The following is a 15,838-nucleotide window of genomic DNA, read 5'->3' on the forward strand; positions in this document are numbered from 1 at the left end:
TATCACCGCCGTTCTACATCAGCAAATCGGCAACAGCTTTCTGTATCGGTTCGTTGATACTGAGCTTTGCAATGATGATAAGTATCTTGTCAACAGGGCAGCCGATGTCATTCCAAACAGTCCAAGCATCTTCCGCAAGGTCGTCATTTTCATACAAAGCAATGATTTCTTCCGGCGAAAACACCGTTTCAATGCTCTGTCGAACCAACTCTCCATAGAAAGAAAGCTTTGCATTTCTAAGAGCAAATTCTGCTTCCTTTGCGGGTGGTTTGCTTCTTTTCAATTCGAGATATGCTTTATCAAGTCTCCTGACCACAACCATCATCATTGCGTCAAAAGGGTTGATGATTGCTTTTCTGCAAGGGCAGTTTTCTCTTTCTTTATCGGGTGTCATTTTATCGTTCATAGGTTTTCTCCTTTCGTGTGTTCGGCACTTCGCCCTCATCGGGTTCGCCGCCGACAATTTCGTTTTCCCGCTTATCCATATTGAGCAGAATATTCAGCTCGTCCAGTCGGGCAAGCTTTGTTTTCAATTCTTCCTCTTGGATAAATGGTTTTTGGACTTCTTTCTTTGCGGTTTCCAACTGATTTTTGGTGTTCTCAAGGTCATTTTCCGCAAGCGATAAGCTCTCGGCAAATCTCTCAATTCCGTTATCAAGACGGATAATATTGCCGTGTGCGTCATCGCCGAGAGGAACATTTCTGCTTGTCGCACCCTTCAGTCGAACCTCATAATTTCGCTCTGCGGTATTAAAAAGCAGCTCCGTTTCAAACCCTCGGTACTTGCCGAGAGAAATAGGGTCGGGGCTGTTCATCTGCTTACAGACTTCAATGATTGCTTTACCGGCGTCGGCTTTTTCGGAATAAAAAACACCCTTAACCTCCATACCGACAAAGCGGTCGTCCGTTGGTTTCGGGTGCTGTTTCGCAGTTTCTACATCTTGCTTCAAGCCTTCAATACGGTTTTCCAAAGCTGTAATTCTCTGCGGATAATATTTGATTATCTTATCCTCCAAAGCGTATTTTTCTGATAGAAAGTTGGATTTTAAGAGCTTCAGCTTTTGGACTTGAATATCCAAATCCATCTTTTCCTTAATATACGGATTGCCGGTGGCAAGCATTTTAATCTCTGCATAGGACAGGGCGGTTTCATCAATATCCTCGGCAGAACGCACCGGAGATTTGCTCGTCATAATCTGACTGGCGAATTTTTGCTTTCCCTCTACAAGCTGATAGAGATATGCGTCAAAGGTCTGCTCCGTTACATAGCGGTAAATATCTACATCAGGGTTTGAGTTGCCCTGACGGATAATTCGACCGGAACGCTGCTCCAAGTCTGACGGTCTCCACGGGCAATCGACATCGTGAAGTGCGATAAGTCTGTCCTGAACATTCGTGCCGGCTCCCATCTTCTGCGTAGAACCGAGAAGCACTCTGACCTCGCCTTTACGGGTCTTTTGGAACAGTTCTTTTTTCTTCACATCGGTATCTGCTTCGTGGATAAAGCGGACTTCGCTTTCGGGGACACCACGCTCTATGAGCTTTTTTCTGATGTCGTTATACACCGAGAATGTGCCGTCGTTTTTTGGCGTTGAGAGGTCGCAGAACACAAGCTGTGCCGATTTTTTATCGGCTGTTTCCTCCCAAATACGGTAGATGTTATCGACGCAGGCGTTGATTTTACTGCCCTCAAAATCAGGCAGCATATCGTTTAGCATACGCTGGTCAAGTGCCAGCTTTCTGCCGTCGTTTGTGATTTTGAGCATATTATCCACACTCGAATCCACACCGCCGCCACGGACTTTCTCGGCTCGTTCCGCAAGGGAAGCAACCATTTCTTTCTGCATTTCCGACGGCTTGACCGCAACATTGTGGAAGTGTGCTTCCGGCACAGGCAGCTCCAGCATATCCGCCGTCTTAATGTCGGCAACCTCCTTAAACATCGCCATAAGCTCCGGAAGGTTATAGAATTTTGCAAAGCGGGTTTTCGCTCTGTAACCCGTTCCCTCCGGGGTAAGCTCAACAGCTGTTACAGTCTCTCCGAAGGTACTTGCCCACGAGTCGAAGTGTTGCAAGTTGTTTTTCACAAGCGTGTTGTACTGCAAGTATCGCTGAATGGTATAGAGTTCCACCATACTGTTTGAGATAGGAGTACCGGTCGCAAATATCGTTCCTCGACCGCCTGTAAGCTCGTCAAGGTATCGGCACTTCATAAACAGGTCGGAGGATTTCTGTGCTTCCGTTTGAGCGATACCGCCCACATTACGCATTTTGGTGTAAAGATAGAGGTTCTTGTAATAATGACTCTCATCAATAAAAAGTCTGTCCACACCGAGTTCTTCAAAGGTAACAACATCGTCCTTTCTGCTTTGGTCGTTGAGCTTTTCCAGCTTTTGCTTCACGGACTTTTTAGACTTTTCAAGCTGCTTAATGGAAAAGTTTTCTCCACGGTTTCGCTTCAAATCCATAATACCGTCTGTCAGTTCTTCAAGCTGCTGCTCAAGAATTGCCCTCTGTCTTTCAATGGACATCGGTATTTTTTCAAACTGAGAATGACCGATAATCACTGCGTCATAATCGCCCGTAGCAATTCGACCGCAGAACTTTTTGCGGTTCTTTGTCTCAAAATCTCGCTTTGTCGCAACAAGAATATTCGCCGCCGGATAGAGCTGTAAAAACTCCGCCGCCCATTGTTCGGTTAAGTGATTCGGGACTACGAACAGCGACTTATTGCAAAGTCCAAGTCGTTTGGACTCCATAGCAGCCGCCACCATTTCAAAAGTTTTGCCTGCACCGACTGCGTGTGCCAACAGCGTATTGCCGCCGTACAGAATGTGTGCAACCGCATTTTTCTGATGTTCACGGAGTTCGATTTCCGGGTTCATACCGTTGAAAACAATGTGGCTTCCGTCGTACTCACGGGGTCTTATGCTGTTGAACTTATCGTTATACATCTTCGTGAGTTTTTCTCGGCGGGCAGGGTCAGCCCATATCCAGTCCTGAAAGCCCTGCTTTATGAGTTCCTGCTTTGCCTGTGCGATTGCCGTTTCCTTTTTATTGAGAACGGCTTTCTTTTTGCCTTCCTCATCTTCTATATAGTCAAAGATTCGGACATCTTTCAGGTTCAGTGTTTCCTCAATTATCTTATATGCGTTGATACGGGAAGTGCCGTATGTGCTGTACGCTTTAACATTGGAACGGTCATAGCTCTTTCCCTCAATGTTCCATTCTCCGGTAAACTGAGAGTAGTGAACCTTGATATTCCACTGTGCATAGCGTGGGGTGTCGAGAAACTCAAACATAAACTGTTGGAATATTTCGGGTGGAATCCAAGTCGCACCGAGCCTTACGGAAATCTCGCTTGCCGTCAAATCCTTTGGCTGAACCTTTTCAAGTGCCTGCACATTGACGGTGTAATCTTCGGGATACAGAGTCGCAGACCTTTTGGCTGTCGCCAGCTTCTCACGAACATTGCCCGACAGATATTCGTCTGCCATCAAATATTTCGGCTCATAAGAATTACCGTACTCATAAAGAGGATTTAAAAAGATTACACCCTTTAGGTCAGCGAATAATTCCTCCTCGCTTTTGCCGGAAAGCTCCATCATATATTCCATATCAATGGCTGCTTTTTCACCTATAGAGACAGCGAGAGCTTCGTCTGCGGTATCAACCTCCGTTACCGGCTTGTGCGGTTTTATCGTCCTTTTGAAGAACATATCTGCCTTGCGTTCCAGTTCGCCATCTTCGTTGATGACCTCAAGAGCAGAGAGCAGAGCATAGGAACTGTCGTCGGAAAAGGCAGAAGTATTGGCACGGCTGTTAATAAGTCCGTACTTCTTTGTAAAGCTGTCATACAGAGTGTTCAGCTTTTCCTGTGCCTGTTTGATTTCGCTGTCCGGGTAATCCTCGGTTTGCAGTTCAATCAGATTGCGGACGCAATCTCTTATCCCAATCATACCCTTAATGCGGTTCTCGGCGGTTGCCGATACCTCCACCGGGGACATACGGGAGTTCTCACGGAAATAGATTTTGTCGTCCAAAACCGTGTAAGAGAAGTTCCTTACCGTAGGGTCTGCCGGGATAGAATTATCTTCTTCCTCCAGCTCATCGGCTACTTCGTATTCGGAGATTTCTCCGTGAATGTTTGAAACAGCTTCGTTCAAAAGCTCCGAAAGGTCGGCGTTTTCAAACGGCTCACAGGTTGCTTCCGGTCCGAAACGACCGCTTACCATTTTCATTTCGCCGAGTATCGTTTCCGGGTGCTGAACAAAATATGAGTTCATCCTTATACCGTTTTCGTCGGTGTCAAGATGAACCCAGTCAGGCTCAATATCTATTAGCCTGTCTCGCTTTTGCAAGAACAGAATATCGGATACAACCTCTGTTCCGGCATTGCCTTTGAAGGTGTCGTTCGGAAGTCTGATTGCTCCAAGAAGCTCCGCCCTCTGTGCGATATATTTACGCACATTGGAGTTTTCCTTATCCATAGTTCCTTTGCTTGTCACAAGAGCCATCACACCGCCGGGGCGTAACTTATCAAGCGATTTTGCAAAGAAATAATCGTGGATTAAGAAATTGTACTTGTCGTATCGTTTATCGGAGACTTTGAAATCTCCGAAAGGCACATTGCCGATAACGCCGTCAAAGAAGCTGTCGGGGACATTTACTTCCTCAAAGCCCTGTGCCGCAATAGAAGATTTCTGATAAAGTTGCTGAGCGATACCGGCTGAAACGGTATCAAGCTCCACGCCGTAAACCTTTGCGTTTTCCATTGACTTAGGCAGCATACCGATGAAGTTACCGATACCGCAAGACGGCTCAAGCAGGTTGCCCTCCTGAAATCCCATCTGTTCCAACACCTTGTAAATGGCAGTAGATACTTCGGGCGGAGTGTAAAAGGCGGTCAAGGTGCTTTCTCTTGCCGACGCATATTCCTCCGGCGTCAGGATATTTTTTAGCATTGCATATTCGGTATGCCAAGCTCCGGCTCGTTCGTCAAAGACTTCGGGAATACCGCCCCAACCGACATATCTCGACAAGATTTTCTGCTCATCGGGTGTTGCAAAACGATTTTCGCTTTGACAATCCTTCAAGACCTTAATCGCTGCATAGTTTCGGTGGAAGCGTTCTTTCTTGTTCACTTCTTCAACCTGATTATTGGCAAGGTCAAAGTTGTGTCGCTCTGCCATCGGAATATCCGGGTGGAGGTCAAAGCTCTTTACCTTTGACTTTTTCTTTTGCTCCCAAGCGGGGACAATCGGTTCAGGCTCTTTCTCTCGGTTGTCCTTAACCTCAACACCGTTGTGTTCGGATAAAGCCTTAAAGTCATCAAGCAAGTCAGGTCTGATACCAAGCACAGAACCGTCATCTTCAAATACAAAGGCTTCATCAACAAGAAAATGATAAAACTCTGCACCGTGCCATTCGTTATCGCCGTCCCTTGCAACAAGACCGTTTTCATCATAACCGAGTCCAATGTCGTCAATCTTTAATCTGCCAAGCACGGAATAAAGAATTTCTGTTTCTCGGTCATAAACCGGGACTTCAGAAACAGCAGCCACAAGGCTTTGCATTGTCGCTTTGGTACAGTCTGTGAAATCAGGCTGTTGTGAAAACTGACTTTCTGCTTCCTCAAACCATTCCGTACCTACATCGGCAAGCTCCTGATTTGCAATACTGCCGAGGTAATCAAAGAAATCCTCAGCCGAGTCATACTCCTGTGCGGCTTGCTGTATTTCGTCGAAAGAAAGCGTATTTATAATATACTGTCCTCCTGCATTGCTGTCGGGGTTATAGTACATCCAAGTTACACTTTCATTCTCCCGGTTGATAAAGAAGGCGTCGTCATAACCGGTTTTCGGACTGAAATCCTGTACGGTTTCGGTATCATTTTGAGCTTCATTTTCGCCTGTAACGGTTTTTTCTTCCGCCGGTAATGCACTGACCTTCAAGTGGTCGTTCATTGGATTTTCACGCACTTTGCGGTCAAATTCTTCCCTTGAAAGCTCCTTGTTGAATAGGGGCATATCGAAGTTATAGAGCTTTACACGGTTTTCATCAAAGGACAAAATCTCATACTGCGAAGCTCCGATATACACGCTGTCGCCGAGATGATATTCATACTGTGCTTCCGGCTCGTCCACTTTGTTTTCAGGCTCAGGCGGTGCGGTAGAGAGTATCTCACGGTTTTTTCTCTGCTCTGCAAGCTCGGCTCGCCTTTCTTCCTGCTTTTCAAGCCATTCCGGGTACTTTTCTTTTTCCTTTGGGTTTAGGTATCTTTCCATACGGATAAGGTCTCCGATACGCTTTTCAACCTGAGACCAAGAAAGCGTAATGTGCGGTTTGTCGCTTCCGATACCTTTTGAAATTGTGATACCTTTTCCGTCGTGCTGTTCGTCAATGCCTGCACCGATGATGACAGGATAAGAGCCGCCCCAACCATATTCATTCTTCAAGAAGTCGGCGTTCTCTTTGGCGGAAAGGCTCTTTTCAAACTGCTCATAGATACGCATTTTGCCCTCGGAAACTCCGCTTCCACGGGTCAGTACAGCGTCTATGACTTCCTGAGAAAAAGTAAAGGCAGAGGTTTTTTGTTCCTCTGCCTGATTGCCCATTATGAGAGTCAACTGACCGTCCATAGACGGAAGCGGTTTCATTGTATCGGTCAGTTCTCCCAAAAGTCTCATTGCTTCAAAATGCTGTGCGATAACGCCCCAGTCATAGAAGCTCTGAGCTGTTCTGTTTTCGTATTCGCCTTCCCACAAGTGGAGGACATTCTGAAATGTTTTGTATCCAACAAGCCTGCCGTCGCTTAAAGGTAGCTGGGTGTAATCGTTGTTGAAAATACCCTTGATATATTCGGTACGGGTCGCATTATCCGTATTTCTCTCATAGAAGTCTTTGATTTCTTCCTTTGAAGCGGACAAATGCGGGGTAGTACCGAGTATTTCTCGGATAGTATCGTCGCCACCGAAAAACGGCAGGCTCTTGTCCTCGTGGTTTCTGTCGTAATACTCTAAGCGAATATTACCTGATTCTTCACGATTTCCTGTGCCGAGTTCCTGATGTTGTTCATCAGGCAAACCCATTTCATCATATCTCCCGCCTTCATCTGCTCCGTCAGCCCGGCTTTCTCTGCCATCTGCTTCACGAGAGTTTCCTCCAGTTCGCTCGCTCTCTGCTGAACCTCCGCCAAGTGACTGTTCAGAATCCCTTTCGTCAGAAGATTGTAGTACAGGATTTTGTGATGTTCCTTCAGATAAGTTCTCCTCATCTGCGACCATCTGCCGAGAGTCACTTCCGTCTGCTCCGGCAGCTTCAGGTTCGGAAGATTGTAATCTCCCACCATCGTGTATGTGATTTCGCTCATCGCTTTGACTCCTTTCGTCTTTGATGTCTTTATTGTATTCGGATTGCCCCTGTTCATCAATTATGCGATTTTCCTTGCTGAGCGTGCTGATTGTTCTGCTGACTGGAAGCAACGCCATTTCAGCAATGTCGCTTGTAGCAATACCCACCGCATTGAGAACTTCCTGTGAATTGAAGTTTGAAATACCGGCAAAGTCATCGGGAGAATAAACCTTGTCTGCGTCCAGTCCCAATCGTGCCATAACCATATATGATACGCTGTTTCTGACAAGCTCCAAATACAAGGCATTTGCTTCGTCGGCAGACAAATACTCAATATCGCTTCCTGCACCCAAACTCATAAAGTCGGAGATATAGTCTGCGATGTTGTCCTCGACGGCATTGGCAATGCTCTCTTTGACGACATTTTCAATACTCGTTGTATCGTTTACCGCACCGAAAGTGTTTTCAAGCGTTTCAATAACCTCTGCTTCAAATTCGGGTCTCATCTCCCAAATCGGAACAGGGCGGGAATATCTGCTTTCGTGGGTGTCCGATATATCAAAGCAATGAATCAGCCTTTGACGGCTTCTGTCTGCGTCCTCAAATACGGCAATACCTTTTGCTCCTCGATTTACCCAGCGACCGAAAGTGCCGTTCCATCGTTCGATTTCAAGCACGGCTGTTGCGTCGGGTCTTTGGGCATAAATAAGAAGCTGTTCATCAAATCGGAGCCTGAAATTTCTGCCTGCTGTTTTCAGAAACGATTGCCAGTTTACCGGGTTGTCTGTAACTGCAAAACAGGTTCTTTCGTATAGCTCCGAAATCAGGTCAAATTTCCTTGCCACCTCGTCTGCACCTCCTTATCGTGATTTTTCTTTGTCCTTTGCAGGCTTCGTGTTTTCTTTTGCGGCTGGTTCTACGGTATGACCGTTTCTCTCGCAAAGCTCGGCAAATTCGCAGATGTGGTAGAGATTTGTACCGACCTCCAAATGGTAGTCATCAATATATCTGCAAGTCCTCTCCATTGTTTTTCCGTCGCCGAGCTTAATTGAAATTTTCTCTCCGTCCGCAATGCGAAACTGCTCCTGATAGTGCGGGTCGATAAATCGGATACCACGCTCGGCATTTTTCAAGTGGCTGTTCAGCCACTCTTTCTGATAGCAATAGCAGTACAGATTGTACTCGCCCCTGTTGGGGTTAAACCTCATAAGATAGCTGTACTTTTCCGTATCAAGACGAATGCCGTAGTGGTTGCGGTCATCATTGAAGGAACTGTCGGGAGTGGAATAACAGTAAGAGGACATAGCCTTTCTGCCGGACAAAACATCGCCGTCACGCAATCCGTTTATCACATCGTCAAATTCAGCCTTAAATTCATCGGTTTTCAGGTCTTTTCTGAAATCGTTCCAAGTCGTCCAAAACTCGTTCCCGGTAGAACCGAAGTCGGCTCGCAAATATCCGATAAGACCGGTCTGCATAGAGAGCTGCTGACTTTGGCTGAAGGTGTATTTACGCTCTGCTTCGGTCAATACTCTGTAATCCATTTTCATCACCTCGCTTGTTCGTTTGGTTGTCTTTGCTTTGGAATAGAAAAACCATATACGCCGGCAATATCATCGCCGAGTCTTTTGGTAACTCGTGTGATGTCGGCTCTTGTGGCTTTTCCGTTGTAGATTTTATCTTGCAGATTTTCAATCTGCGTATCGGTAACACCGTCTTTGAATACACGGTATAGATAATGGTTTGTTCCGTCGTGATGAACGGCATCGGCTCTAAGGTCGCCGTACTTATCCACATACCATTCGGTGTAATCGGTATCGGAGTAAAGGCAGTCCTTAATGTTGCCGGAATCAATCATCTTGTAGCCCGACACTCTGCCGTTCCATCTGCCGAGGTCGCCGATAACGATAATCGGCTGTGAAAACTGAATGTTGAGATTTACTCGTTCATCATAAAGGTTTTCGGCATTGGATTTTACCATAATGTCGTAAAGCTCATCATCGGAATATCCGGGATACAGTTCCTCCAAAGACTCTCGCCAATCATCAAGGTCAAGGCTAATGTCGCTCCAAATGATATGACGGTCATTCTGTTCCTGCCTGCTCATCAGTGCCACCTCCCAAATAAGAGAACAGCTTATTGGCTTTGGTCTGCTTCTGAAGCTCGATAATCAGACTCATATCCGGAATAGTGATACCCGGAATTTTCAAAATGCTCTCCATGTCGAGCTGCTGCAATTTCTTTTCGGTATTGCAGCCTGCGTCAAACAGTTTTGTCAGAAGCTTTGTCTTTTGCTGAAAAGTGAAATTTTCCTTCATTGCTTTGTCCTCCTTATCGTTCTTTGTCTTTATTTCGCTTCTTGTTTGAAAGCTCTTGTGCCTTTTCCTTTGCCCATTCAGGCAGACGCTCAGGCTTTATTTCGCCCATAACATCCATTCTTTCATATCGGGTTGATTTGCCGGTGTGAAGATTGGTACAAAACACGGCACTTCCACGGCTGTTTGCCGACGCACCGAAACCACCTGTAACATAATAAAGCTGTCTGTCAGCTCTCTGAAATTCAGGCTTTAATACCTTGGGGTCAATGGCTATGATTTTGCCGTTGATGTCTTTGGAATAGTGGTCGGGGATACAGTCGGCTTCCGTTATGATTGTGATTGGAATATCCAGTTTTTCGACCTGTTCCTTGAAAAGCTCCGCTTCCTTTGTCACACGGCTTCCGAAAAGGTGTACGATTTCGATATAGTCATCGCTTACCATACATTCCGAACACAGTTCAAACAGGTCGTTTCGCTCCGCAAAGCCGCACAAAAACTTATTGCCGTTTGTGCTTTGCTCATTGGAAGCCAAGATAACCTCCTTTTCGCCCACATTGACCGAGCAGAGAACGGTGTATTCACCGATTTTTCTTTTTTCCTCGTTCATATCCACACCTCAGCTTACTTCAATCACAATTCTGATGTTTCCGCAGTCGCAGCCACTGCACTGCCTTGACAGTTCGGGAAACAGGGATTGCACTCTCTGTCTTGCTCTGCGGATAGTCTCAAAGCACGGCAAGCCGTACCCTTTATAGTTGTTGACTATATCCTCAAGCGGTAAATCTCCGACTCTCATATAGCTGTATCGGTTGTAATAGCAAAGGATAAGCTGCATATCGTCATACCTCGTTTCGGGGCATTCTCTGAGTATTGCAAGCACCTTGCTGTCAACCGTCTTTAGCTTGTTCATAATGCACCTCCGTAAAAGAACCGTGGGCGAAGTTTTCACTCCGCCCACACAAGCGTTCCTTATTTCTTTCTGTTCTTAATCTGCAAGAAGATAAAGCCGCCGATAATAAAGGCGACCAATACAACTGCTACGATTGTTTTAGCGTCCATTACTCATTGTCCTCCTTCTTCTTTTTTCTGTACGCAACAACGGCTGTGCCTACAATACCGAGGGCAGAAAGTCCCGCAAGTGCAGTCCACAAGCCGACATTGCTGTTATCTCCGGTCTTTGGTGTGTCTCTCAGCTCATTGTGCATTTCCACAACGGTAGTAGAGCCGACCTTTACGGTTGCAATCTTATCCGCAGGAAGCACATAGGAAGCAGAAACAGTATCCTGAACCTCGGAAACGGTGTAATCGCCGATACGAAGTCCCTCGATAATGATTTCGCCGTTCTTATCGGTCGTGAAGCTGCGGTCATAACCGTTTACTCCCGTAACTCTGAAAGTGAAACCTTCAACCTTACCATCAGAGGAAGTCTTAACGATTTTCAGGTTTCCTTTCATTGCCGTGTTAATAAAGCCGACGCCGGCTTTGTTTTCTACCTCGTATGTGTTTTCATCTTTTTCGATGAAAACAGAGTACACACCCTTATCAAGCTCAAAGCCTTCCGGTGCTTTGGTTTCTCTTACAAGGTATTTTCCGTAAAGAAGCTCCTTCATCTCGTAAATACCCGTAGTTGTTTCAGTAAGCGTACCGATAAGCTCGTCGCCGTCGTCCAGTTTGCCGTCGCCGTTTACATCTTTGTAAACCTCAAAGGTTGCACCCGTCAGTTTGTTGTCCGGGTAATCTTCATCGACCTTAGTCAACTTGATATTGCCGTGAACATACTCATTGACGATTTCAACCTCAATGACCTGACCGACTTCGGAGATTTTAACTTCATAAGAAGTTTCATTGAGAACAAATCCCTCCGGCTGTTCAATTTCTCTTACAAGCCAGTTGCCATACGGCACTTTCTCAAAAGAAAAGCTACCGTCTTTTTCAGAGGTAGCAGTCATCAAAGCATTTTCTTTTGTAAATTTGGTTTCATCAGCCTTAAACAGTCCGATAACTGCACCTCCGAGTTCTTCGCCGTTCTCGGTAATCTTCTTACCGGAGACAGAGCCGTAAATGAGCTTATTTTCAATCGGCTTGCCGTCGTTGACTGCAATCTCAACATTTTCGGTATCCTGTCCCGCATAGCTGAAAGTAAACGGATACTTGCTGTCGGAAAGGATATAATGCTCATCGGTTGCAAGCTCCTTTACATAGTAGCTTCCGAAAGGAAGGTCGGTTTTGATAACTGCCTTGCCGTTTTCGGAAAGAGAGATAATCTCAATCAGTCCGTCTGCCGGGATAGAAGTACCGCTTGCGGAAACAAGTTCCTCGGCGGCAAAAAGTCCGAAGCTGATGTTTTTTACTTCATCGCCGTTGCCGATATTGAAGATGTCGTTCTTTTCGATTGCCTTTTCAAGACTTACCGTAACCTTTTGTCTCTCGTTTACGAAGCTGGTTGCAGTTTCCGTCACGGCGACTTCCTGACCTGCGTAGGTAAGCTCGACCTCGTGTGCTTCCTTGTTGATAACCATACCCTCCGGTGCGGTAATTTCAACTACCGTATATCTGCCGAGGTAAAGCTCCTTACTCTTTGCAAGTCCGTTTTCATATGTGGTAACAGTATCTACGACCTCGCCCTTTGCATAACGGAGTGTTCCGTCAGGCGTGATAACATCTTCTGCTGCGGTAATCTCATAGACCGCACCTGCAAGACCTTTCACTTCATAGACAGGCTGATAAATCACATCGGTATTTTCCTCTCCGGAGATGTTTACCCCTGAGAATACCTCGCCGGTCTTTTCAATGCTGACAGTACCTTTCTGTGCCATATTAGGCTTATCTACCTTAATCACGGTAATACCACCCTCATCGGAAGAATGTTCCTCTGCCACATCAAAGTACACCGGTGAGCTGTCAAGCACATATCCGTAAGGAGCCTGAACTTCCACAAGAGAATATCCCTTGCCGTATTCCAGTTTCTCCGGTGTAACAAGCTGTCCGTTTGCGTCGGTGTAGAAAGTATCAATCGTTGTCGGAGTAGGATAAGTAAAGGTCATTGTTACCTGATTACCGTTAGGGTCAAAGATTTTGAAGCCTGCACCGGCATACGGAATGTTTTTACCGCTTTCTGCGTCCACCTTGACAACCTTGATATAGCTTTCAAAGTTTGCGTTGTTAATAAGATAGCGGTAGGTCTGACCGTCCTGAGCAATGAACACATCAAAGTCTTTCATAAGCTCACGACCTTCCCAACCGGAGGTCTGATGAACGGTATATACACCATACGGCATATTCTTTGTCTGACCGAAGCCGTTTTCATCACAGACGATAACATCTCTTTCATCTTCTTCTGCTGCGTCAAAGCTGCCGAAAGATTTGAGATAGATTTCAAAGGTTGCACCGTTTTCAGGTGTCTCAATCTGTGTTTCTCCGTTATCGGTATGCTTGATGATGGCGATATTACCTTTCATAACCTGCTCTGTAACATCATTTGCTGTCTGATTGTGTTCAACCGTATAAAGCTGCGGTTCAGCACCGACCTTATGGATTGTGGTATCAAGCAGATAGCCCTCGGACGGAGTGATTTCACGGATTGTCCAGTCGTCATCACAGATATATTCCTTTGTGGTAAACTGACCGTTCTTATCCGTTACATACTTGTCCACAAGGGTTTCGCCTTTATAGATACCGTAAACTGCTCCGGCAAGGGTAGCGTCGCCCTGCGGCGTTCCTTCCTCACGGTCGCTCTTTGTTACAGTTACGCTGAACTTTTTGAGAATGTTCGTGAAATTGCGGGTTGTAACATCTTTCCAGTTAATCGGTGCGGTCTGATTTGCAGGCACAACATAACGGATAGCCGTATCTACTTCTTCAACAGTGTAAGGGGTAGTACCGCTGATAAGCACATCATTGAAAGAAGCAACACCGTTCTTATCTGTTACGGCATATTCATCTACGGCAATACCCGCAAGAGAAGTGCCGTAAAGGTGGAAGGTAACGCCCTCTACAAGATTATCCTCCGAAGATTTGATAACCTGAAGATTACCTCTCTTGAGAACATTATTGAAGTTGACCTTTGCCACCTGACCGGCAACGACAGTTACTCTGTGAACCTCCTGCGGCACATACTTGTCAATAGACTGCTCTGTGACCGTGTAAACACCGGGCATAAGGTTATCAAGCTGGAACTTACCGCCGTTTGCGGTTGTGACTGTCTGATTTACACCGTTACCGCTGACAGTAAACTGAATGCCGTCAACCTTTCCGTCCTCACTTGTCTTTACAATCTGACAAGAGCCGTAGCTGACCTTCATTTTGACAAAGCCGCTGACAGGGTCGCTGACCTCCTGAGCGTAAGTGACCACATCCTGAATGCCGTTTCCGTTCTGATGGATACCGTCAGACCATACAACTACACCTCTGCGGACACCGTTTTTCTTTGTGGCTGTGATAGTGAATTCCTTGCTCGGTGCGGTATCCATCGAAACAGTCAATTTGTTTCCGCTGACAGAGAACGAAACGCCGTCAATATTTGCCGAGAAATTGTAATTGCCAAGCACACCGTTTGTATCGGTGAGAGTAGCAACATACTTACTTCCGTTCCATTCAAGCTCATTTACCTTTGCAGAACCGCTTGACCTTGTGCAGAAGCTCGGTACTTTGGTGTGATTCTGAACACTTGTTACCATACTGTTGTAGTACGACAAGATTTTACTGCGGAGTGGGTGTGCAGAGCTTACACATTCAAGCACTGCATTATACCCGCCGGTAGAAACGTGATTGAAGCTTGCGTCTCTTTCGCCGACAATCGTTTCCCAAATCAAAATCTGAGTGGCATAAGCGTGTGCGATACAATTTGCGTCGCTTTCATTCTGCGACTTCCAGCTTGTCGAAATACCTCCACGATACCCGTACTGCAAGATACGACCGATAAGCAGGCGAATATCATCGCCGGAAATAGTACCGTTCGGACTGATATTATTGAAGAAGTTCTCGTCCTTTTCAGTGAGAGTATCTCCAGTCCGCTGACCTGTACCCGGTTCAATACAGTAGGCAATATTGCCTGAATACGAACCCATTGCACGAAGTCCTGTGTATTTCGTGGACAAGCCTTTCCAACCGTTCATATAGTTGAGATTGCCGTGTCCCCATTCGCCGTTGTTATTGGTATCTCCGCTTCGGGGATAATCGACGAGGTACACATCGGCTTTTTCTCCAACGGCTGCAAAGGCTGTCGTTGCCCCAATGCCCATAAAAGCAGTAAGGCTCATAACCGTCGCCAACATAAGCGAGACGGCTTTCTTGAATTTTGTTTTAACCATTGCGTTTTCCTCCTTGAAATGCAAAAACGCACCGATTTAACTCAGTGCGTCTGCTTAAAATTATTTTGTTTTAGCAGTAGCCGATATAGATGTTGTACTCCGTATCGGATAGTTTTTCTGTCCATATCCACACAGCGGTAAAACCCTCGCTGTTCTTGTATCGGTTAAGTCTGCTCTCAATATCAGACTTGATACCGCTTCGGTTAGGATTTGCGGATATGGGATTGTCCCAACATTCTGTCGCCGTGCTGTCAAGAGAAAGTCCTATGCTTACCGCATACTCTTTTGCGTAACTTACATAAGGGCTGACATCGAATGTCTGCTTGGGCGGCTCTGTCGGTTTCGGTTCTGCCGGCTTTTCAGTCGGCTTTTCAACCGGCTTTTGTTCGGCAGTTGTCTGTTCTTTCGGCTGCTCCGTTTGTTTTTCGGATTCAGCCTGCGTGGTTGTCTGCTTTGGTGGCTCTGCCTTTGGCTTTTCGGTTGCGGGAGTATCAGCCGTTTTTTCTTCCGCCGGTTTTGTCTGAACAGTCTCAGCCGTTTGACTTTCAGCGGTTGACTGGCTTTCTTCTGCCGTAAATGGTGTTTCTTCCTGAACTGCCGTGCTTTCCGGTTCTTCTGCCGTTTCTTCCTGAGAATTTGTTTCGGTATTACCAGCCGGAAAAGAAGTCTCTGTTTTCGTTATCTCCTGTGCAGCTTCTTTGGCTGTGTTACCGCTACAACCTACGAGAAAAATCATCAGGCAGGCAAGAACACAAGGTATTAGCCTGTTTTTCATATCCATCGCTCCTTTCGCCTTAATCGTACTCAATCAGGCAAAAAACATCAAAGGTGCGATTGGCTGAACTTTTTATCGTAGCA

10 protein-coding genes are annotated in these 15,838 nt (G+C 46.1%); all 10 read right to left on the reverse strand.

Annotated elements, in window-relative coordinates:
- Positions 1–13: 13 nt before the first annotated feature.
- The 10 genes from A8806_RS17345 to A8806_RS17385 all read right to left on the reverse strand — a co-directional run bounded on the left by A8806_RS17345 (position 14) and on the right by A8806_RS17385 (position 15,755).
- The gene (locus A8806_RS17345) at positions 14–406 is read right to left on the reverse strand and encodes a hypothetical protein (RefSeq protein WP_109732436.1); all 393 of its coding nucleotides are present in this window, start codon (positions 404–406) and stop codon (positions 14–16) included.
- Positions 396–7,091 carry an N-6 DNA methylase gene (locus A8806_RS17350; RefSeq protein ID WP_242996163.1) on the reverse strand — a complete coding sequence of 2,232 codons (6,696 nt, stop codon included), beginning with the start codon at positions 7,089–7,091 and terminating at the stop codon, positions 396–398. The genes A8806_RS17345 and A8806_RS17350 overlap by 11 nt, the downstream gene beginning before the upstream one ends.
- Entirely contained in the window at positions 7,019–7,372 is a 354-nt protein-coding gene (locus tag A8806_RS26665; RefSeq protein ID WP_242996165.1) for a TnpV protein, read from the reverse strand. The genes A8806_RS17350 and A8806_RS26665 overlap by 73 nt, the downstream gene beginning before the upstream one ends.
- Before the next feature lie 841 nt (positions 7,373–8,213).
- Positions 8,214–8,897 carry a hypothetical protein gene (locus A8806_RS17355; protein ID WP_066733301.1) on the reverse strand — a complete coding sequence of 228 codons (684 nt, stop codon included), beginning with the start codon at positions 8,895–8,897 and terminating at the stop codon, positions 8,214–8,216.
- Between the two features lie 5 nt (positions 8,898–8,902).
- Positions 8,903–9,460 (reverse strand): hypothetical protein, encoded by a 558-nt coding sequence (locus A8806_RS17360; RefSeq protein ID WP_066733303.1) that lies wholly within the window; start codon positions 9,458–9,460, stop codon positions 8,903–8,905.
- On the reverse strand, positions 9,438–9,671 hold the full coding sequence (locus tag A8806_RS17365; protein ID WP_066733305.1) for a hypothetical protein: 234 nt from the start codon (positions 9,669–9,671) through the stop codon (positions 9,438–9,440). The genes A8806_RS17360 and A8806_RS17365 overlap by 23 nt, the downstream gene beginning before the upstream one ends.
- 13 nt (positions 9,672–9,684) lie before the next feature.
- Complete coding sequence (locus A8806_RS17370; RefSeq protein WP_066733309.1) at positions 9,685–10,278, reverse strand: hypothetical protein; 594 nt, start codon at positions 10,276–10,278, stop codon at positions 9,685–9,687.
- 9 nt (positions 10,279–10,287) lie between these two features.
- Positions 10,288–10,581 (reverse strand): exodeoxyribonuclease VII small subunit, encoded by a 294-nt coding sequence (locus tag A8806_RS17375; protein WP_066733310.1) that lies wholly within the window; start codon positions 10,579–10,581, stop codon positions 10,288–10,290.
- A gap of 148 nt (positions 10,582–10,729) precedes the next feature.
- The gene (locus A8806_RS17380) at positions 10,730–14,980 is read right to left on the reverse strand and encodes a SpaA isopeptide-forming pilin-related protein (RefSeq protein ID WP_109732438.1); all 4,251 of its coding nucleotides are present in this window, start codon (positions 14,978–14,980) and stop codon (positions 10,730–10,732) included.
- A 70-nt stretch (positions 14,981–15,050) separates the two neighbouring features.
- A complete protein-coding gene (locus tag A8806_RS17385; protein WP_041179104.1) occupies positions 15,051–15,755 on the reverse strand; it encodes a hypothetical protein in 705 nt (234 codons plus the stop codon).
- Positions 15,756–15,838 lie beyond the last annotated feature (83 nt).

Source organism: Faecalicatena orotica (assembly GCF_003149245.1).
Taxonomy (GTDB): Bacteria; Bacillota; Clostridia; order Lachnospirales; family Lachnospiraceae; genus Faecalicatena_A; species Faecalicatena_A orotica.

What these genes read in the sequence shown, in the direction of transcription:
- A8806_RS17360 (WP_066733303.1), bottom strand. Translation starts at nt 9,460, where the DNA reads ATGAGCAGGCAGGAACAGAATGACCGTCATATCATTTGGAGCGACATT.
- A8806_RS17355 (WP_066733301.1), bottom strand. Translation starts at nt 8,897, where the DNA reads ATGGATTACAGAGTATTGACCGAAGCAGAGCGTAAATACACCTTCAGC.
- A8806_RS17370 (WP_066733309.1), bottom strand. Translation starts at nt 10,278, where the DNA reads ATGAACGAGGAAAAAAGAAAAATCGGTGAATACACCGTTCTCTGCTCG.
- A8806_RS17385 (WP_041179104.1), bottom strand. Translation starts at nt 15,755, where the DNA reads ATGAAAAACAGGCTAATACCTTGTGTTCTTGCCTGCCTGATGATTTTT.
- A8806_RS17380 (WP_109732438.1), bottom strand. Translation starts at nt 14,980, where the DNA reads ATGGTTAAAACAAAATTCAAGAAAGCCGTCTCGCTTATGTTGGCGACG.
- A8806_RS17375 (WP_066733310.1), bottom strand. Translation starts at nt 10,581, where the DNA reads ATGAACAAGCTAAAGACGGTTGACAGCAAGGTGCTTGCAATACTCAGA.
- A8806_RS17365 (WP_066733305.1), bottom strand. Translation starts at nt 9,671, where the DNA reads ATGAAGGAAAATTTCACTTTTCAGCAAAAGACAAAGCTTCTGACAAAA.
- A8806_RS17350 (WP_242996163.1), bottom strand. Translation starts at nt 7,091, where the DNA reads ATGGGTTTGCCTGATGAACAACATCAGGAACTCGGCACAGGAAATCGT.
- A8806_RS17345 (WP_109732436.1), bottom strand. Translation starts at nt 406, where the DNA reads ATGAACGATAAAATGACACCCGATAAAGAAAGAGAAAACTGCCCTTGC.
- A8806_RS26665 (WP_242996165.1), bottom strand. Translation starts at nt 7,372, where the DNA reads ATGAGCGAAATCACATACACGATGGTGGGAGATTACAATCTTCCGAAC.